The 16888-nt window shown below is 67.2% G+C and carries 18 protein-coding genes and 1 tRNA gene; 9 read left to right on the top strand and 10 right to left on the bottom strand.

What is annotated here, in order from left to right; translation table 11 throughout:
• Positions 1–95 precede the first annotated feature (95 nt).
• The 3 genes from ampD to CY652_RS14690 are packed head-to-tail and all read right to left on the bottom strand — an operon-like array spanning position 96 to position 2011.
• The gene (ampD, locus tag CY652_RS14700; RefSeq protein WP_102131448.1) at positions 96–716 is read right to left on the bottom strand and encodes a 1,6-anhydro-N-acetylmuramyl-L-alanine amidase AmpD; all 621 of its coding nucleotides are present in this window, start codon (positions 714–716) and stop codon (positions 96–98) included.
• On the bottom strand, positions 713–1084 hold the full coding sequence (locus CY652_RS14695) for a PP0621 family protein (RefSeq protein ID WP_102131447.1): 372 nt from the start codon (positions 1082–1084) through the stop codon (positions 713–715). The genes ampD and CY652_RS14695 overlap by 4 nt, the downstream gene beginning before the upstream one ends.
• 6 nt (positions 1085–1090) lie before the next feature.
• Positions 1091–2011 carry a cytochrome C assembly family protein gene (locus CY652_RS14690; protein WP_102131446.1) on the bottom strand — a complete coding sequence of 307 codons (921 nt, stop codon included), beginning with the start codon at positions 2009–2011 and terminating at the stop codon, positions 1091–1093.
• A gap of 79 nt (positions 2012–2090) precedes the next feature.
• On the opposite strand from CY652_RS14690, the gene ffh reads away from it, so the two are divergent.
• The gene (gene ffh / locus CY652_RS14685; RefSeq protein ID WP_102131445.1) at positions 2091–3458 is read left to right on the top strand and encodes a signal recognition particle protein; all 1368 of its coding nucleotides are present in this window, start codon (positions 2091–2093) and stop codon (positions 3456–3458) included.
• Positions 3459–3631: 173 nt separating this feature from the next.
• Positions 3632–4180 (top strand): hypoxanthine-guanine phosphoribosyltransferase, encoded by a 549-nt coding sequence (locus tag CY652_RS14680; protein WP_102131444.1) that lies wholly within the window; start codon positions 3632–3634, stop codon positions 4178–4180.
• Positions 4181–4279: 99 nt separating this feature from the next.
• On the opposite strand, the gene CY652_RS14675 is transcribed toward CY652_RS14680, so the two are convergent.
• Both CY652_RS14675 and CY652_RS14670 read right to left on the bottom strand, forming a co-directional pair.
• Positions 4280–4879 (bottom strand): MarC family protein, encoded by a 600-nt coding sequence (locus tag CY652_RS14675; RefSeq protein WP_102131443.1) that lies wholly within the window; start codon positions 4877–4879, stop codon positions 4280–4282.
• A gap of 20 nt (positions 4880–4899) precedes the next feature.
• Entirely contained in the window at positions 4900–6636 is a 1737-nt protein-coding gene (locus CY652_RS14670) for a proline--tRNA ligase (RefSeq protein WP_102131442.1), read from the bottom strand.
• Between the two features lie 245 nt (positions 6637–6881).
• Here CY652_RS14670 and CY652_RS14660 point away from each other — a divergent pair, with 245 nt between their 5' ends.
• Both CY652_RS14660 and CY652_RS14655 read left to right on the top strand, forming a co-directional pair.
• Positions 6882–7568, top strand: a complete 687-nt coding sequence (locus tag CY652_RS14660; protein ID WP_102131441.1) for an RNA pyrophosphohydrolase — start codon at positions 6882–6884, stop codon at positions 7566–7568.
• A 77-nt stretch (positions 7569–7645) separates the two neighbouring features.
• Positions 7646–8263, top strand: a complete 618-nt coding sequence (locus CY652_RS14655) for a CNP1-like family protein (RefSeq protein ID WP_180970612.1) — start codon at positions 7646–7648, stop codon at positions 8261–8263.
• Between the two features lie 121 nt (positions 8264–8384).
• Here CY652_RS14655 and proB read toward each other — a convergent pair whose 3' ends face one another.
• The 4 genes from proB to rplU form a co-directional block, all read right to left on the bottom strand.
• Positions 8385–9503 (bottom strand): glutamate 5-kinase, encoded by a 1119-nt coding sequence (proB, locus tag CY652_RS14650; RefSeq protein WP_102131440.1) that lies wholly within the window; start codon positions 9501–9503, stop codon positions 8385–8387.
• A gap of 43 nt (positions 9504–9546) precedes the next feature.
• Positions 9547–10656 carry an Obg family GTPase CgtA gene (gene cgtA, locus CY652_RS14645; protein ID WP_102131439.1) on the bottom strand — a complete coding sequence of 370 codons (1110 nt, stop codon included), beginning with the start codon at positions 10654–10656 and terminating at the stop codon, positions 9547–9549.
• Positions 10657–10792: 136 nt separating this feature from the next.
• On the bottom strand, positions 10793–11056 hold the full coding sequence (gene rpmA / locus CY652_RS14640) for a 50S ribosomal protein L27 (protein ID WP_102131438.1): 264 nt from the start codon (positions 11054–11056) through the stop codon (positions 10793–10795).
• A gap of 33 nt (positions 11057–11089) precedes the next feature.
• Positions 11090–11401: a 50S ribosomal protein L21 gene (gene rplU / locus CY652_RS14635; protein ID WP_006025184.1), complete on the bottom strand. Its 312-nt coding sequence runs from the start codon at positions 11399–11401 to the stop codon at positions 11090–11092.
• A 196-nt stretch (positions 11402–11597) separates the two neighbouring features.
• Here rplU and CY652_RS14630 point away from each other — a divergent pair, with 196 nt between their 5' ends.
• Both CY652_RS14630 and CY652_RS14625 read left to right on the top strand, forming a co-directional pair.
• Complete coding sequence (locus CY652_RS14630) at positions 11598–12590, top strand: polyprenyl synthetase family protein (protein WP_102131437.1); 993 nt, start codon at positions 11598–11600, stop codon at positions 12588–12590.
• 39 nt (positions 12591–12629) lie between these two features.
• Positions 12630–12706: transfer RNA gene (locus tag CY652_RS14625), tRNA-Pro, on the top strand.
• Here the strand turns inward: CY652_RS14625 and CY652_RS24500 are convergent.
• Entirely contained in the window at positions 12695–13021 is a 327-nt protein-coding gene (locus CY652_RS24500; RefSeq protein ID WP_180970624.1) for a hypothetical protein, read from the bottom strand. The genes CY652_RS14625 and CY652_RS24500 overlap by 12 nt on opposite strands.
• On the opposite strand from CY652_RS24500, the gene CY652_RS14620 reads away from it, so the two are divergent.
• The 3 genes from CY652_RS14620 to CY652_RS14610 all read left to right on the top strand — a co-directional run bounded on the left by CY652_RS14620 (position 12921) and on the right by CY652_RS14610 (position 16884).
• The gene (locus tag CY652_RS14620) at positions 12921–14210 is read left to right on the top strand and encodes an HlyC/CorC family transporter (RefSeq protein WP_102131436.1); all 1290 of its coding nucleotides are present in this window, start codon (positions 12921–12923) and stop codon (positions 14208–14210) included. The two genes, CY652_RS24500 and CY652_RS14620, sit on opposite strands and share 101 nt — an antisense overlap.
• A gap of 236 nt (positions 14211–14446) precedes the next feature.
• Positions 14447–15661, top strand: a complete 1215-nt coding sequence (locus CY652_RS14615; protein WP_102131532.1) for a GspE/PulE family protein — start codon at positions 14447–14449, stop codon at positions 15659–15661.
• Positions 15658–16884: a type II secretion system F family protein gene (locus tag CY652_RS14610; RefSeq protein WP_102131435.1), complete on the top strand. Its 1227-nt coding sequence runs from the start codon at positions 15658–15660 to the stop codon at positions 16882–16884. The genes CY652_RS14615 and CY652_RS14610 overlap by 4 nt, the downstream gene beginning before the upstream one ends.
• Positions 16885–16888 lie beyond the last annotated feature (4 nt).

Raw genomic sequence — 16888 nt, 5'->3', positions numbered from 1 at the left:
AGACCGCGCGCTTGACTTTTCACATGTGCCGACGCCGCGCGGACTCGCTGCGAGACAAGCGGTACGGACCGCCTTGCGGGACGACGGCCCGCGAGTCACGGCGCCGCGGGCCGCGGGCCGCGCCCATGAAGGTAGGGAAAACAGGTAGAGGCGAGCCCGGTGTCGCGTTCGAGTCGCGCCCAGTCGAAATGCGGGCCCGGGTCGGTCTTGCGGCCCGGCGCGATGTCCGAGTGTCCGGCGAGCGCGTCGATCGGATAGCGCGCGACGAGCGCCTGCACGAGCGCCGCGAGCGTGACGTATTGCGCGGCCTCGAACGCGCGCGTGTCGCTGCCTTCGAGTTCGATGCCGATCGAGAAATCGTTGCAGCGCTCGCGGCCGAAAAAATTCGACACGCCGGCATGCCAGGCGCGCGCGTTGCACGAGACGAACTGGACGAGCGCGCCGTCGCGCCCGATCAGGAAGTGCGCCGATACCCGCACGCCGCGCAGATGCGCGTCGTAGTACGGATGGGCATCGCAATCGAGACGGTTGAGGAACAGGTCGGCGATGGCGGAGCCGCCGAACGCGTCCGGCGGCAGGCTGATGTTGTGCACGACGATCAGCGTCGGCTCGACGCCTGCGGGACGGGCCTCGAAATTCGGCGACGCGAGCCGGCGCGCCGCGTCCGTCCAGCCGGACGCATCGACGGCGATCGGCACGACCGGCGCGCCGGTCATCGCGCGGCGGTGTCGCGGCCGGCCGCGCGCGCCGCGTGGCGTTGCGCGTGCTCTTCGCAGCAGAACGACTGCCCTGCCACGGCAAGCGACTCGCTTCTCGGCGCATGGACGCCGCACTCGGCGCAGCGCACCATCGGTTCGGGCAGCGCGCCGGTGGTCCTGTTCGAACCGGTTCCGCTATTGGCACTGGACGCACTGGACGCGCCCGCAGGCCGCGCGCGCGAATCGGCGCCCTGACCGGGCCGCGCGCCACCGGACCGCACGTCAGGTCGCGCGTCGGGCCGCGCCGTCGACTGCGCGCGGCGCAGCGCCTTCACGAACCATTGACCGACGACGAACAGCAGGACCAGTAAAAGAATCTGTCTCATCGAAACTCAAACCACGGGACGGTGCAGCAGCACCTCGAAGACGAACCGGCTGCCCACGTAGGCGAGCAGCAACGCAAGGAACGACGCCAGCACCCAGCGCAGCGCGGCGCGGCCGCGCCAGCCCGAGAGCCGGCGCGCCATGAGCAGGGAGCCGAACATCACCCACGAGAGGATCGCGAACACAGTCTTGTGATCGAAGCTCAGCGCGCGGTCGACCAGTTGCTCGCTGAACACGATACCGGAAATGAGCGTCAGCGTGAGCAGCACGAAACCCGCGCCGATGAGCCGGAACAGCAGCTTCTCGAGCGTGAGCAGCGGCGGCAGCGTTTCGAGCCAGCTCGAAAGCCAGCCCTCGTTCGCGCGGACCGCGCCCGCCGCGACCTGGCGCCGGCCGCCGCGCAGCGCGTGCAGCCGGCGCTCCACCGCGAGCATCAGCACCGCGTGGAGCGCGGCGATCGCGAAGAGGCCGTAGGCGATGTTGGCGATCACGAAATGCAGCTTGAACATCGGCGCGGCCGCGTACGGCAGCACGCGCACGCCGCCGAACACGAGCGGCAGCAGCGACGCGAAGACGGCGAGCGGCAGCAGCATGATCCGCAGCCCGTCGAGCGAGAAGAAAAAGCTCTCGATCCAGTAGATGCCGGCGCCGAGCCAGAACATCGCCGACAACGCGAACGCGAAGCCGAACACCATCTCGTTCTGGGGAAAGATCGTCATATGGAGCAGCACGCCGTGCGCGACGAGCGCCGCGAGCAGCAGCGCGCGCAACCCGTGCCCGAAGCCGGGCGCCCCGACCGCCGGCGCGGCCGGCACCGGCGGCACGCTGCCGAGCAACGGCTGCGCGGCGGCGTGGCGCAGCGAGCGCCAGTCGGCCACGCACACGCTGCCGTACAGGAGCACGGTGAGGGCATACAGTACAATATCCATGTTCGAAGTTTACTATAGGCCCTCCCCGCGCGACGGTTCGTTCCCGACGCGCCTCGGGCCGCACTGTTCACCGTTCCCCATGCTCGACAATCTCACCCAACGGATGGCGCGCGTCGTCAAGACGCTGCGCGGCGAGGCCCGGCTGACCGAGGCTAACACGCAGGAAATGCTGCGCGAAGTGCGGCTCGCGCTGCTCGAGGCCGACGTCGCGCTGCCCGTGGTACGGGACTTCATCGCGAAGGTGAAGGAAAAGGCGCTCGGCGAGGAAGTCATCAGCAGCCTGTCGCCGGGGCAGGCGCTCGTCGGCGTGGTGCAGCGCGAGCTGACCGCCGTGATCGGCGGCGACTACGAAGGCAAGGCCGCCGAGCTGAACCTCGCCGTCACGCCGCCGGCCATTATCCTGATGGCGGGCCTGCAGGGCGCGGGCAAGACCACGACGGTCGGCAAGCTCGCGAAGCTCCTGCGCGAGAAGTACCGGAAGAAGGTGCTCACCGTCTCGTGCGACGTCTATCGTCCGGCGGCCATCGCGCAGTTGAAGACCGTCACCGAGCAGGTCGGCGCCGAGTTCTTCCCGTCGCAGCCCGACCAGAAGCCGGTCGAGATCGCGGACGCCGCGCTCGACTGGGCGAAGCGCCACTATCACGACGTGCTGATCGTCGACACGGCCGGCCGCCTCGGCATCGACGAGGCGATGATGCAGGAAATCGCCGCGCTGCACGCCACGCTCAAACCGGCCGAGACGCTGTTCGTGGTCGACGCGATGCTCGGCCAGGACGCCGTCAACACCGCGAAGGCGTTTAGCGACGCGCTGCCGCTCACGGGCGTCGTGCTCACCAAGCTCGACGGCGACTCGCGCGGCGGCGCCGCGCTGTCGGTGCGGCACGTCACGGGCAAGCCGATCAAGTTCGTCGGCGTCGCCGAAAAGCTCGACGGCCTCGAAATCTTCTATCCGGAGCGCATGGCGAACCGGATTCTCGGCATGGGCGACATTCTCGCCCTCGTCGAGGAGGCGCAGCGCGGCGTCGACGTAGAGGCCGCGCAAAAGCTCGCCGACAAGGTGAAAAAGGGCGGCGACTTCGACCTCAACGACTTCCGCGCGCAGCTCTCGCAGATGAAGAAGATGGGCGGGCTCTCGTCGCTGATGGACAAGCTGCCCGCGCAGTTCCAGCAGGCCGCGGCCGGCGCGAACATGGGTCTCGCCGAAAAGCAGATGCGCCGCATGGAAGGCATCATCAACTCGATGACGCCGACCGAACGCGCGAAGCCCGACCTCATCAAGGCCGCCCGCAAGCGCCGCATCGCGGCCGGCGCGGGCGTCCAGGTGCAGGAGGTGAACCGCATGCTGAACCAGTACGACCAGATGCGCACGATGATGAAGAAGCTCAAGGGCGGCAATCTGCAGAAGCTGATGCGCGGCATGAAGGGCATGATGCCCGGCATGCGCTGATCCGATCAGCCGGCGCGCGGCGAACGCATCCGCCGCGCACCGAATCCGGTTTTTTTCGTTTTTCGTTTTCGCCCGGGCGCGACTTCGCGGCGCCGGGTCCGCGGGTTTATGCTATGGACCGCGCCACCGCTCTTTCATCCACCGATCACGATCGACACCGCCCGTCAGACGCCATGAACCGCGAAGAAGCCTTTCACATTTTCCGACAGTCCGAAGAGATCGTCCCGGCCGGCGACGTCTCCCAGTCGATCGACCGGATGGCGAGCGCCATCGGCGCCGAAATCAGCGGGGACTTTCCGCTCGTGCTTTCGGTGATGGGCGGTGCCGCCGTGTTCACGGGCATGCTGCTGCCGCACCTCGACTTCCCGCTCGAGTTCGACTACATCCATCTCACGCGCTACCGCAACACGACGAAGGGCGGCGAGATGCAATGGCGCGTCGCGCCGGCCGAATCGGTGAAGGACCGCGTGGTGCTCGTGCTCGACGACATCCTCGACGAAGGCGAGACGATGGCCGCGATCCGCGACCGCATCCTCGCGATGGGCGCGAAGCGCTTCCTGTCGGCCGTGCTCTGCGAGAAGATCATCGCGAAGGCCAAGCCGCTGCGTCCCGACTTCTGCGGCTTCGAGGTGCCGGACCGCTACGTGTTCGGCTGCGGCATGGACGCGAAGGGCTACTGGCGCAACCTGCCGACGATCCGCGCGCTGACCGTCGACGCGTGACGTCCGCCCTGCGCCGCCGGAACGCGCAAGAAGAAAAGCGGCCCGCGGGCCGCTTTTTCGTTGCAGGCTTGCTTGCCGGGGCGCAGCACCCGAAACGCCTCATAGCTGATGCACGAACGCCTTGATCCCGCCGAGAATCATCTCCACCGAAATCGCCACGAGCACGAGCCCCATCAACCGCTCGAACGCCGTCACCACGCGCTCGCCGAGCCACTGCTGAATCCGCCCGGCCAGCACCAGCACGATCGCGCAGACGACCATCGTGACGGTCAGCGCCCCGATCCACTCGATCATCCGGCCGGGCGCCTGGGACGTAAGCAGCATCACCGTCGCGAGCGCGGACGGACCGGCGAGTGCCGGCGTCGCGAGCGGCACGATGAGCGGCTCGGCATTCTTCCCGTCGTTGCCGAAGAGGCCGCCCGGCGTCGGGAAAATCATCCGCAGCGCGATCAGGAACAGGACGATGCCGCCGCCGATGCGCAGCGACGTGTCCGTGAGGCCCATCATGCGCAGGAACCCGTTGCCGGCCACCATGAACACCAGCAGGATCGCGAACGCGATCGCCACCTCGCGCAGGATCACGACGGGCCTGCGCTGCGGTGCGACGCCGCGCAGGCAGCCGATGAAGAGCGGGATGTTGCCGAGCGGATCGGTAATCAGCAGCAGCAGGACGGTCGCGGAGAGAAAGCTGTATTCCACTACGGGGACTTCCTCGCCGCTCAGTGCGCGAGCGCCGCGCGAACCTTCTGCGCCACGACCGCCGCCGCCTCACCGGCCGGCAGCAGCGTCGCCTCGGCGTCGCGGCGACCCTGGTACTCGATCTTGCCGTCCTTCAGGCCGCGCTCGCCGATCACGAGCCGATGCGGCACGCCGATCAGCTCCCAGTCGGCGAACATCACGCCGGGACGCTCGCCGCGGTCGTCGAGAATCACGTCGACACCCGCCGCCGACAGCTCGGCATACAGACGGTCGGTCGCCTCGCGCACGGCCTCGCTGCGGTCATAGCCCATCGGGCACAGCACGACCTCGAACGGCGCGATCGCCTCGGGCCAGATGATGCCGCGTGCGTCGAAGTTCTGCTCGATCGCCGCGCCGAGAATGCGCGTGACGCCGATCCCGTAGCAGCCCATCACCATCGGCTGCGGCTTGCCGTTCTCGTCGAGGAACGTCGCGTTCATCGCTTCCGAATACTTCGTGCCGAGCTGGAACACGTGGCCGACCTCGATGCCGCGGCAGATGTCGAGTGCGCCCTTGCCGTCCGGCGACGGGTCGCCCTTCTTCACGTTGCGGATGTCGGCGACGACGGGCTCCGGCAGATCGCGTCCCCAGTTCACGCCCGTGAGGTGATAGCCGGCGTCGTTCGCGCCCACCACGAAGTCGCTCATGTTCGCGACCGTGCGGTCGGCCACGACCTTCACCGGCTTCTTCGTGCCGACCGGCCCGAGATAACCGGGCGGCGTGCCGAACCACTCGACGATCTCGGCTTCGGTCGCGAAACGGAAGTCGGCGAGTCCCGGCAGCTTGCTGGCCTTGATCTCGTTCAGCTCGTGGTCACCGCGCAGCAGCAGCAGCCAGATCGTGGGCGCAGCGCCCTCGTCCCCGGTCGCGAGCACGATCGACTTGACCGTGCGCTCGAGCGCGATGCCAAGCATCGCGGCCACGGCCTCGCACTTGGACGCGTCGGGCGTCGCCGTCTTTTGCATCGCCTCGGCCGGCGCCGCGCGGCTCGCGATGAGCGGCAAGGCGTCGGCAGCCTCGACGTTGGCCGCGAAGTCGGAGGTCGGGCAATAGGCGATCGCGTCCTCGCCCGTGTCGGCGATCACGTGAAACTCGTGCGAACCGCTGCCGCCGATCGAACCGTTGTCGGCCGCCACGGCGCGGAACTCTAGCCCGAGGCGCGTGAAGATCCGCACGTAGGCGTCGTACATCTTCCGGTACGACTCGCGCAGGCCGTCCATGTCCTTGTCGAACGAATACGCGTCCTTCATGATGAATTCGCGCCCGCGCATCACGCCGAAGCGTGGACGGATCTCGTCGCGGAACTTCGTCTGGACCTGGTAGAAATTCACCGGCAGTTGCCGATAGCTCCTGATCTGGTTGCGCGCGATATCGGTGACCACCTCTTCGTGGGTCGGCCCGATCACGAAGTCGCTCTGCTTGCGGTCCTTGAAGCGCAGCAATTCCGGCCCGTATTTCTCCCAGCGCCCCGACTCCTGCCACAGCTCGGCGGGCTGCACGGCCGGCATCAGCAGCTCGATGGCGCCCGCGCGGTTCATTTCCTCGCGCACGATCGCCTCGACCTTGCGGATCGAACGCAGACCGACCGGCAGATAGTTGTAGATGCCGCCGGCCACGCGCCGGATCATGCCGGCGCGCACCATCAGCTTGTGGCTGACGATTTCGGCGTCGGCGGGAGCTTCCTTGAGGGTGCCGATAAAGAAACGCGAAGCTTTCATTCAAGAATGTCCAAAAGCGGCGGCCCGGCGAGAGGCCGCCCAAAAAGAGAAGGTGGGATTCCCAGGTCGGCACGATACCGGCGCGCGGCCGCCGCGGCAACTGCACAAGCGGCGCGCTTCGACGCCGCGATGCGCGTCTGCGGCGAGTCTCGCGGCAAATCGTTCCAATTTGGTGCCTGCCCGGTGCGTCAGGGACGTTATCTGTTTATAATCAAAGCAATTTTAAAGGATTCGAAGGTGGTTGTATGCTGGATCGTGAAGGCTTTCGCCCGAACGTCGGCATCATCCTCTTGAACGCGCGCAACGAGGTGTTTTGGGGCAAGCGGATTCGCGAACATTCCTGGCAGTTTCCGCAAGGGGGCATCAAGTACGGTGAAACCCCCGTGCAGGCGATGTATCGGGAGTTGCACGAGGAAACGGGTCTCGCTCCAGAGCACGTCAAGGTCATCGGTCGCACGCGCGACTGGTTGCGTTACGAGGTGCCCGACAAGTTCATCAAGCGGGAAGTCCGCGGTCACTACCGCGGCCAGAAACAGATCTGGTTCCTGTTGCGCATGGTCGGTCGCGACTGCGACATTTGCCTGCGCGCGACGGGACATCCCGAGTTCGACGCCTGGCGCTGGAACGAATACTGGGTCCCGCTCGACGCGGTGATCGAGTTCAAGCGCGACGTCTATCAACTGGCGCTCACGGAGCTGTCCCGGTTCCTGCGCCGTCCCGCGCCGCGCGGCGAGCGCGACGAAACCCAGGGCGCACCGCGCGAGACGCGTCCGCCGGGCATAGCCATGCCGACGCCCGGCGGCGACCCGCAGGGTCAGCCCGTGCTGGTCGCGCTCGAAACGGTGCGGGGGCCGTCGCCGGCGCTCCCCGCCGTTGAAAGCGAATGCGGGCCTGCCGGGAGTATGATCGTGCGCACGCCGCACGGAGCGTGACTCGCGCGGGAAAAACCGCGGTCCGGACGCCCCGCCATCGGAGCGTCCGGACAAGCCACCCCATCGCAGGCACCGTCATGACCGATGCGCCGCCCATCCCGGCGCATCGGCGTTTTGAGGAAACCGATTTGAAACGACTTGCTTTTGCCGCCGCCTGCGCCGCTGCCGGCGTGCTGCTGGCCGCATGCTCCAGCTCCGGACAGCCCGCCAACAAGAACAACAGCACGTTCACCTATCTGCTCGACAGAACGGGCGGCAACTGGACCGAAAACCGACTGGTGTCGCTGCCGCCGCTGCCGTCCGGCAACGCCCTGCTCGCGTTCGACGTCTCGAACACCACGCCGCTGACGTTCGCGGTCGATCCCAACTCGCTGTCGGTCGGCAGCGACGGCGTCGTGCGCTACACGGTCGTGGTCACGAGCCCCAGCGGCGCGCGCAACGTGAACTACGAGGGCATCCACTGCGCCACTTACGAGTGGCGTCTGTACGCGACCATGAACGCGTCCCACGACGGCTGGGACCAGACCGTGGCCAACGACTGGGCCGGTATCGAGGGCGGTTCGAACGGATATCAGGCGTCGCTGTACCAGGATTACTTCTGCTCGGACAAGATGCCGGCCACCACCAAGCCGGCGACCATCGTGAACCACCTGCGCGAGCACAAGACGCTCATGATGCTGGAAGACGCGCACTGAGCGTGAGCGTCGCCTTCGGCGGCACGATCGGCCCGCTGCTGCGAAAAAGCCGTTCTCGCTCGATGAGCGGGAACGGCTTTTTTCCGTCTCCGTCTACCCGGTCGCCCCGGTTTCGGACGGTTCAGGCGAGCACGAGATTGTCGCGATGGATCAGCTCGGGTTCGAGCATGTAGCCGAGCACGGCCTCGATCTCGCCGCTCGGACGCCGCTGGATCAGCTTCGTTTCCGCGCTGCTGTAGTTGGTCAGGCCGCGCGCGATCTCCAAGCCCGCGCCGTTCAGGCACGCGATCACCTCGCCGCGCGCGAAGGCGCCCCGCACCTCGACGACGCCGATCGGCAGCAGGCTCTTGCCGTCGGCGGTCAGCTTCTCGACGGCGCCGTCGTCGACGACGACGTGGCCGCGCACCTGCAGGTGATCGGCCATCCACTGTTTGCGCGCCGCCATGCGCGCGGTGCGCGCGATCAACTGCGTGCCGATCGCCTCGCCCGAGGCGAGCCGCACCAGCACGTCGGCTTCGCGGCCGCTCGCGATCACGGTGTTCGCGCCGCTATGAGCGGCGCGTTTCGCGGCGAGAATTTTCGTCAGCATGCCGCCGCGGCCGATGCTCGAGCCGGCGCCGCCCGCCATCTCCTCGAGCTCGGGCGCGCCGGCATCGGCTTCGGATACAAGCGTCGCCGCCGGGTCCCGACGCGGATCCGCCGTGTAGAGACCGCGCTGGTCGGTCAGGATGACGAGCGCATCGCCTTCGATCAGATTCGCGACGAGCGCGCCCAGCGTGTCGTTGTCGCCGAACTTGATTTCGTCGGTCACGACCGTGTCGTTCTCGTTGATGATCGGCACGACGCCGAGACGCAGCAGCGTGAGCAGCGTCGAGCGGGCATTCAGATAGCGCTCGCGGTCCGCGAGGTCGGCGTGCGTGAGCAGGATCTGCGCGGTGCGGATGCCGTGTTCGGCGAAACGGCTTTCGTAGACCTGCGCGAGCCCCATCTGCCCCACGGCGGCAGCGGCCTGCAGCTCGTCGATCTCGCGCGGCCGCCGGCTCCAGCCGAGCCGCTGCATGCCCTCGGCGATCGCGCCAGAACTCACGAGCACGACCTCCTTGCCCGCCGCGCGCAATGCGGCGATCTGCGCGGCCCAGCGGCCGATGGCGGCGTGGTCGAGCCCGCGTCCGTCGTTGGTGACGAGGCTCGACCCGACTTTCACGACGAGACGCCGGGAAGCGGCGATGACGGAACGCATGCTGCGCGGTCTCCCAGATGACGGATGAGGCCGACGGCGGCCGTTACGCCTGCGGCGCGGCGCCGTCGGCGGAGGCCGGCGGCTCGTCGCGGAAGCGGACGTCGGCGGCCAGATCCTCGGCGTCGGCCGCGCGCCGCGCGTCGGAGTGCGCCGCGATATGGTCGTACACCGCGTAGCAGAGGTTCTCGCAGCCGAGCCCCGTCAGCGCCGAAATTTCGAACACCTGACCGTCCCAGCCGAAACGCTCGATAAAATCGGCCACGCGCGCGGCGCGATCGGCCTCGGGCACCATGTCGAGCTTGTTGAGCACGAGCCAGCGCGGCTTTTCGTAGAGCGTTTCGTCGTACTTGCGCAGCTCGCCGACGATCGCCTTCGCCTCCGCGACGGGGTCGACGCTTTCGTCGAACGGCGCGAGGTCCACGAGATGCAGCAGCAAACCGGTACGCTGCAGATGGCGCAGGAACTGGTGGCCGAGCCCCGCGCCTTCGGCGGCACCCTCGATCAGGCCCGGAATGTCGGCAATCACGAAGCTGCGGCTCGGACCGACGCGCACCACGCCGAGATTCGGCGCGAGCGTCGTGAACGGATAGTCGGCAATCTTGGGCTTCGCGTTCGAGACCGCCGAAATGAACGTCGACTTACCCGCGTTCGGCATACCGAGCAGGCCGACGTCGGCGAGCACCTTCAGTTCGAGACGCAGCATGCGCCGCTCGCCGGGCTTGCCCTCCGTCTTCTGGCGCGGCGCGCGGTTGGTCGAGGACTTGAAGTGCAGATTGCCGAGCCCGCCCGCGCCGCCCTGTGCGACCAGCACGCGCTGATCGTGCTCGGTGAGGTCGGCGATCAACTCGCCCGTGTCGAGGTCGGTGATCGCGGTACCGACCGGCATGCGCAGCGTGACGTCGTCGCCGCCCTTGCCGTAGCAGTCCGAGCCGCGGCCGTTCTCGCCGTTGCGGGCCTGATGCTTCTTCGTGTAGCGGTAGTCGATCAGGGTATTGATGTTGCGGTCGGCGACGGCGTAGACGCTGCCGCCGCGGCCGCCGTCGCCGCCGTCCGGACCGCCGAACGGGACGAACTTTTCGCGCCGCATCGACGCGCTGCCATCGCCCCCGTCGCCGGCGCTGACTTCGATCTTCGCTTCGTCAATGAACTTCATGCGTGACTCCGTCCCGTGGATGCCGCTATTTTGCGCGCGCGGCGGCGATTGGCCAAACGCCCGGCCGCCAATGAAAAAGCCCCGCAAACTTCGCGGGGCCTTCCTTGCGTCGGTTGCGTGCCTGTCTGACGAAAACTCAGACCGCAGCCGGGACGACGTTGACCATATGCTTCTTTGCCGCGCCCTTCGTCGAGAACGTGACGTGCCCGTCGATCAGCGCATACAGCGTGTGGTCCTTGCCGATGCCGACGTTCTCGCCCGCATGCATGCGCGTGCCGCGCTGGCGCACGATGATGCCGCCCGCGAGGATCGCCTGGCCGCCGAACACCTTCACGCCGAGGCGCTTCGACTCGGAGTCGCGGCCGTTGCGTGACGAACCGCCTGCCTTTTTGTGTGCCATTTGCTTAGCTCCTTTACCTTGCCCGTGCGCGCGTTACGCGTTGATCGCGTCGATGCGCAGCTCGGTGTAGTTCTGGCGGTGGCCGCCGTGCTTCTGGTAGTGCTTCCGGCGACGCATCTTGAAGATGGTCACTTTGGCATGACGTCCGTGCGACACCACGGTAGCCTTGACGGAAGCCCCACTGACCAGCGGCGTACCGAATTTGATCGATTCGCCTTCGCCCACTGCGAGAACCTGGTCGAGCGTGATTTCTGCGTCAATGTCTGCCGGTATCTGTTCTACTTTAAGTTTTTCGCCAACGGCAACCTTGTACTGCTTGCCGCCGGTTTTTATGACCGCGTACATTGAAAACCTCACTGGATTCATTTTTCCGGCGCACCACGCGCGGAAACTCTCGATTATACATGGAGTTAGCCGTCAGGTCAAAGCCGCCGGACGGCGCCCCGCGCATCGCCCCGGCCGGCGCGGGGAAAGCGTCCCGCGGCGTTCGGGACGAAAGGGATTCGCCTTATAATTCGCGGCACGACCTCCATTACCCATCATGCCGTCCACCGCCACCCATTCCCCCAACGCCGCCAACGTACTGGCCCCGATCGCCGAAGACATGGAACAGGTGAACCGCGTCATCCGGCAGCGTCTGGCGTCCGAGGTGATGCTGATCAACCAGATTTCCGAATACATCATCGGCGCGGGCGGCAAGCGGCTGCGGCCGGCGCTGCTGCTGCTCGTGTCGGGCGCGCTCGGCGACCGGAGCGCGCATCGTTACGAGCTGGCGGCGGTCATCGAGTTCATCCACACGGCGACGCTGCTGCACGACGACGTCGTCGACGAATCCGACCTGCGGCGGGGCCGGCAGACGGCTAACGCGCTGTTCGGCAACGCGGCGAGCGTGCTCGTCGGCGACTTTCTCTACTCGCGCTCGTTCCAGATGATGGTGGGCGTCGGCAAGATGCGCGTGATGGAGATTCTGTCCGAATCGACCAACATCATCTCCGAAGGCGAAGTGCTGCAGCTACTCAACATGCACGACGCCGACGTGGACGAGTCGCGCTACATGCAGGTGATCCGCTACAAGACCGCCAAGCTCTTCGAAGCCTCGGCCCAGCTCGGCGCGGTGCTCTCGGGCGCCGACGCGAAAACCGAGACGGCGGCGGCCGAATTCGGCCGGCGCATCGGCACCGCGTTCCAGATCATGGACGACTGGCTCGACTACACGGGCACGGCGGAATCGATGGGCAAGAACGCCGGCGACGACCTGCGCGAAGGCAAGCCGACGCTGCCGCTGATCTGGCTGATCGAGCACGGCACGCCGGCCGAGGCGGCGCTCGCGCGCGAGGCCATCGAACAGGGCGGCACGACGCGGTTCGACGAGATCTTTGCGGCCATCACGCGCTCGGGCGCACTCGACCATACGCTGCAATGCGCGCGCGCCGAGGCCCAGGCCGCCGCGGAGGCGATTTCACTCTTCCCGGGTTCCATTTACAAGGAAAGCCTGCTAGAATTATGTTCTTACTCGACGACGCGCCAGTCCTGATCCGGACTGAAATACCCGAAGCGTCCACGATGAGTAGATCGGGGTGTAGCTTAGCCTGGTAGAGCGCTACGTTCGGGACGTAGAGGCCGGAGGTTCGAATCCTCTCACCCCGACCAGATTTGCAGAAAACCGCGCAGCCGAAGCGCGGTTTTTTTTCGCCCACGCGCTTCATGCGTGTCGAGAAGCTGGTCCCAACCGGGCAGCACCGAAGCGCCCCAGCGGAACCGCTCCAACCCACAGCGCCCACGCGCCACGCCCCCGCCCCGAAATCGGCGCGGCAAAACCCCTCTGCTATAGTCTCCCCATCCGCTTCTTTCATTTTCACGACGCGTGGAACAACTTCCCTTATGGGCGCAGATTTGCGCCGTCTTCATCCTGCTCATCTGCTCCAGCTTCTTCTCCATTTCGGAAACGGCGATGATGGCGCTCAATCGCCACCGCCTGAAACACCTCTCGAACCACGGCGCGCTCGGCGCGAAGACCACGCAGCGCCTGCTCGCGCGCACGGACCTGCTGCTCTCGGTCATCCTGATCGGCAACAACCTCTTCAACACCATCATCCCGGTGCTGACCACGTCGATCGCGCTGCGCACGTTCGGCCACAACAACCTCGTGCTGTCGGTCGCGACGGGCATCGTGGCGTTCCTCATCATCGTGTTCGCCGAGATCACGCCGAAAATCGTCGGAGCGACGTTCCCGGAGCACATCGCGCTGCCCGCGAGCCTGCTCATCGCGCCGCTGATGCGCGTCACGCGGCCGCTCGTCTGGTTCGTCAATCTGTTCGCGAACGGCCTGCTGCGCCTCCTGCACATCAATACGCGCAAGGCGCACGACCAGCGCCTGTCCACCGAGGAACTGCGCACCATCGTGCTCGAGTCGGGCAGCTTCATGCCGACCAAGCACCGCAGCATTCTGCTGAACCTCTTCGACCTCGAGAACATCACGGTCGACGACGTGATGATCCCGCGCCGACGCATCGAGGCGCTCGATTTCGACGCGCCGCTCGAGGACATCCTGCACCAGCTCGAGACCTGCTATCACAACAAGCTCGTCGTCTACCGGGGCGACATCGATCGCGTGCTCGGCGTCCTGCACGTGCGCAAGACGCTCTCCGCGCTGCACAACCAGGAACTCGAGCGCGACACGCTGCGCGAGCTGCTCGCGGAACCGTACTTCGTGCCGACCGGCACGCCCGTGTTCCAGCAACTGCAGTACTTCCAGGAAAGCAGGCAACGCATCGCGCTCGTCGTCAACGAGTACGGCGAGCTGCAGGGGCTCATGACGCCCGAGGACATCATCGAGGAGCTGATCGGTGAATTCACGACGTCGATGCCGCGCAGCGGCAACGACCGCGGCGGCTGGAACGACGACGGCGAATGCATCGTGCCGGGCAGCATGCCGCTGCGCGAACTGAACCGCTGGCTCCAGTTCAGCCTGCCGACCGACGGCCCGAAGACGCTGAACGGCCTGATCCTCGAGGTGCTCGAGGAAATTCCCGAGGGCGACGTTTGCCTGCAGGTCGGCGGCGTCCGGCTCGAAGTGATGCGCAGCGACGATCAGGCCGTGCGCACGGTGAAGCTGTTCAGGCCTCAGGCGGCGACGCAACGCTCCGATCGTTAGCCATCCGACGGAATGGCACGGAAATGACCGCCGGCCGATGATGAGTCGTCCTCGTTGCTCAGGCGGCTTGATGCCGGCGTTCGATGTCCATTCCGTCCCACCGCGCGGCGCCGTCCGATACGGCGCCCCATCCCGGCGATTCCTCCGCGCTGCGTCGTGCGCTTTCCGGCTCGCCGCCCAATAATCAGACTGCCGGTCAAGCCGTGCGGGCCGTCGGCGTACCGGCGAACGCCGCCATGACGCCGCTTCCGGCCGCCCTCCCCACTACGGCGACCGACGACGGCCCGGCGGTCCGGCTGCTCGCGGAAACGCTGAAAGAAGCGGCCTGCCGCAGCGCGTCCGACCTGCACGTCGAGCCGTTCGAGCACGGCTGGCGCATCCGCCTGCGCATCGACGGCGTGCTGCATGAAATCGCGCGCCCGCCCGCGCATCTGCGCGATGCGTTCGTCACGCGCATCAAGGTGCTGGCGCGCATGGACATCGCCGAACGCCGCGTCCCGCAGGACGGCCGTCTGCGCCTCGCGGCGGCGACCTCGAAAGAGGCCGACGACTACCGCGTCAATTCGCTGCCGACGCTGTTCGGCGAGAAGCTGGTGCTGCGGCGGCTCGAAGCATTGCCGTCCGACCTGTCGCTCGCCGCGCTCGGGCTCGACGCCGCCCAGCAGGATCAGGTCGCCGCGGCGATCCGCGCGCCGCACGGACTCGTGCTCGTCACCGGTCCGACGGGAAGCGGCAAGACGCTGTCGCTGTACTGCTTCCTGCAAATGCTCAACACGGGCTCGCACAACCTCTGCTCGGTCGAGGATCCGGCCGAAATCCAGCTCGCCGGCGTCAACCAGGTCAACGTCCGCGAGAAGGCCGGGCTCACCTTTGCCTCCGCGCTGCGCGCCTTTCTGCGCCAGGATCCGGACGTCATCATGGTCGGCGAGATCCGCGACGAGGAAACCGCCGACGTCGCGGTCAAGGCCGCCCAAACGGGCCATCTCGTGCTCTCGACGCTCCACACGAACGATGCGCCCGCCGCCGTCACCCGGCTCATCGACATCGGCATCGAACCGTACAACCTCGCGGCCGCGTTACGCATGGTCACGGCTCAGCGGCTCGTCCGGCGTCTGTGCCCGGTTTGCCGGATACCGGCCTCGGAGTCCGTCGCGGCATTGCGTGCCGCCGGCCTCGACGAGGGTAGCAACGACCTCGACTGGCAGCCCTACGAAGCGCCCGGGTGCGCAGCCTGCCACGGCATTGGCTATCGCGGGCGGATCGGCATCCATCAGGTGATGCCGGTTTCGGCGGCAATGCGCGAGCGGATCGTGACCGGCGCAAGCGCTCAGGACATTGCCCGACAGGCACGGGCGGAGCGGATCGCAACATTGCGCGACGCCGCGCTGGCCCGCGTACGCGACGGCACGACGAGCCTCGCCGAAGCACTCGGCACGACCGAGATGCCATGACGACGCGCGAGAAACAGGCGTCGAGCGCACCCGCCGGATGGCGCTATGCGTGGCGCGGTGTCGATGCCTTCGGCACCCAAAGACGAGGAATACTGATCGCCGCCGATGCAACGGCGGCGCGCCATGCGCTCCGCCGCGACCGGATTGTCGTCGTCGAACTCTCGGCGCGCGACGCGGCACCTCGCCCACGGGCACGATCAGGTGACGTGACGCGCTTTACGCGCCAGCTCGCCAGCCTGCTGCGCGCCGGCCTGCCGCTCGCGCCGGCGCTCGACCTGCTGGCCCAGGCGCCGGGGCCGCGCGAGATGCCGCGTATCGCGGACATACTCGCGCGCGACATCGCGTCGGGCACACGGTTTTCCGACGCGCTGGCGCGTCACCCGGCCCAGTTCGGCGCGATGTATTGCCAGCTCGTCGCCGTCGGCGAAGGCTCCGGCACGCTGGCCACCGTGCTTGCCCGCCTCGCGGACGACCGCGAGCGCACGGCCGCCCAGCGCGCGAAGGTCCGCTCCGCGCTCACGTACCCGATCGCCGTTTTGCTGTTCGCGATCGCGATCACCGCCGCCCTGCTGATCTGGGTCGTGCCGACGTTCAAGCAGATTTTCGACGGCTTCGGCGCAGCGCTGCCCGCGCCCACGCGGTTCGTGCTGGCCCTTTCGGCGGCTGCGGCGCGCTGGAGCGTGCCGCTTGCCGCACTGGCGCTGACCGTCACCGGCACATTCGGCTTTCTGCTGAAACGCTCGTCCCAGGCCCGCGTGGCGTTCGGGCGAACCGTCCTCCGCCTGCCGATCGTCGGTTCGCTGCTGACCACGCTGTGCGCGGCACGCTGGAGCCACGCGCTCGGCACGCTACTCGCGGCCGGAACGCCGCTCGCCGACGCATTCGAATCGCTGCGCCACGCAAGCGGCAACGCCTTTTTCGATCTCGCCAGCGCCGGCATCAGCCCCCGCCTCCGGCGCGGCGAACGGCTCGCGGCCGCGATGCGGGCCGCGGGCTGCTTTCCGGCCGACGTCATCCAGCCCGTCGCCGTCGCGGAAGAATCGGGCGCGCTCGACGCCATGCTGCTCGACGTCGCGGCGCTCGCGGACCGTCAGGTTGACGAAAAGATCGGCCTGCTCTCGAGCCTTTGCGAACCGCTGGTCGTCGTGGTACTGGGCGCGCTTGTCGGCGGCCTCGTCGTCGCGATGTATCTTCCTGTCATTGAACTGGGCAACGTGGTGTAGCATC

Source organism: Burkholderia sp. WAC0059, assembly GCF_002870125.1.
Taxonomy (GTDB): domain Bacteria; phylum Pseudomonadota; class Gammaproteobacteria; order Burkholderiales; family Burkholderiaceae; genus Paraburkholderia.
Note: the sequence above shows the minus strand (reverse complement) of the source record. Positions and strands in the feature narration are given on the sequence as shown.

Excerpts from the sequence above, each read along its gene's own strand:
- ampD (WP_102131448.1), bottom strand. The coding sequence starts at position 716 with ATGACCGGCGCGCCGGTCGTGCCGATCGCCGTCGATGCGTCCGGCTGG.
- CY652_RS14695 (WP_102131447.1), bottom strand. The coding sequence starts at position 1,084 with ATGAGACAGATTCTTTTACTGGTCCTGCTGTTCGTCGTCGGTCAATGG.
- CY652_RS14690 (WP_102131446.1), bottom strand. The coding sequence starts at position 2,011 with ATGGATATTGTACTGTATGCCCTCACCGTGCTCCTGTACGGCAGCGTG.
- ffh (WP_102131445.1), top strand. The coding sequence starts at position 2,091 with ATGCTCGACAATCTCACCCAACGGATGGCGCGCGTCGTCAAGACGCTG.
- CY652_RS14680 (WP_102131444.1), top strand. The coding sequence starts at position 3,632 with ATGAACCGCGAAGAAGCCTTTCACATTTTCCGACAGTCCGAAGAGATC.
- CY652_RS14670 (WP_102131442.1), bottom strand. The coding sequence starts at position 6,636 with ATGAAAGCTTCGCGTTTCTTTATCGGCACCCTCAAGGAAGCTCCCGCC.
- CY652_RS14660 (WP_102131441.1), top strand. The coding sequence starts at position 6,882 with ATGCTGGATCGTGAAGGCTTTCGCCCGAACGTCGGCATCATCCTCTTG.
- CY652_RS14655 (WP_180970612.1), top strand. The coding sequence starts at position 7,646 with ATGACCGATGCGCCGCCCATCCCGGCGCATCGGCGTTTTGAGGAAACC.
- proB (WP_102131440.1), bottom strand. The coding sequence starts at position 9,503 with ATGCGTTCCGTCATCGCCGCTTCCCGGCGTCTCGTCGTGAAAGTCGGG.
- cgtA (WP_102131439.1), bottom strand. The coding sequence starts at position 10,656 with ATGAAGTTCATTGACGAAGCGAAGATCGAAGTCAGCGCCGGCGACGGG.
- rpmA (WP_102131438.1), bottom strand. The coding sequence starts at position 11,056 with ATGGCACACAAAAAGGCAGGCGGTTCGTCACGCAACGGCCGCGACTCC.
- rplU (WP_006025184.1), bottom strand. The coding sequence starts at position 11,401 with ATGTACGCGGTCATAAAAACCGGCGGCAAGCAGTACAAGGTTGCCGTT.
- CY652_RS14630 (WP_102131437.1), top strand. The coding sequence starts at position 11,598 with ATGCCGTCCACCGCCACCCATTCCCCCAACGCCGCCAACGTACTGGCC.
- CY652_RS14615 (WP_102131532.1), top strand. The coding sequence starts at position 14,447 with ATGACGCCGCTTCCGGCCGCCCTCCCCACTACGGCGACCGACGACGGC.
- CY652_RS14610 (WP_102131435.1), top strand. The coding sequence starts at position 15,658 with ATGACGACGCGCGAGAAACAGGCGTCGAGCGCACCCGCCGGATGGCGC.